The 547-nt window shown below is 65.1% G+C and carries 1 protein-coding gene; it reads left to right on the top strand.

Features of this window, described 5'->3' with window-relative positions; genetic code table 11:
• Positions 1 to 363 precede the first annotated feature (363 nt).
• The coding region (locus tag AC2W7C_RS18875) for an SDR family NAD(P)-dependent oxidoreductase (protein ID WP_486002707.1) at positions 364 to 547 on the top strand (184 nt) is incomplete at its 3' end.

Below are 547 nucleotides of genomic sequence, written 5' to 3'. Positions count from 1 at the left end.
CCCGCCCAGCTGTCCTCAACGTCAATGTCGACGTCACGAGACGTCTCAATGTCCGACGTGTGCCAGCCCGCATCAAGCGCGCCGTACCAACCGTTCGGCTCAGCCGACGCGGCGCCGGCTGCAAGCAGCCCGGTCATCGCGACACCGGCGAGAAGTTTCACCTTCATCATATCCCTCACACTCAAGGTTGCCCGAATGCCTACGCTTACACGAGGCGCTCCCGACCCCTAACCAGAATGTACGGTTCCGGTTCCGTAATCTGGCTTGCAATGCGGCGACTGTGGCGCCGTTTCAACACAATGGGCGGGGTTTCCTTCCCAAAAAGCCCTGCTAGGACAAGGCGACGACAGGGAGAAGGTCCAAATGACGGTGAATTTCGACGGTCGAGTGGCGATCGTGACAGGGGCCGGCGGCGGCCTGGGGCGCGAACATGCGCTCGCCCTGGCCAAGCGCGGAGCCAAGGTGGTGGTCAACGACCTGGGCGGCGCGCGCGACGGCTCCGGCTCGTCGGCCACCGCCGGCCGAGGCCGTGGTCGCGGAGATCCGG

Source organism: Brevundimonas sp. CURTG3B2_SDJG, assembly GCF_057364705.1.
This window is presented reverse-complemented; position numbering and strand designations above follow the sequence as displayed.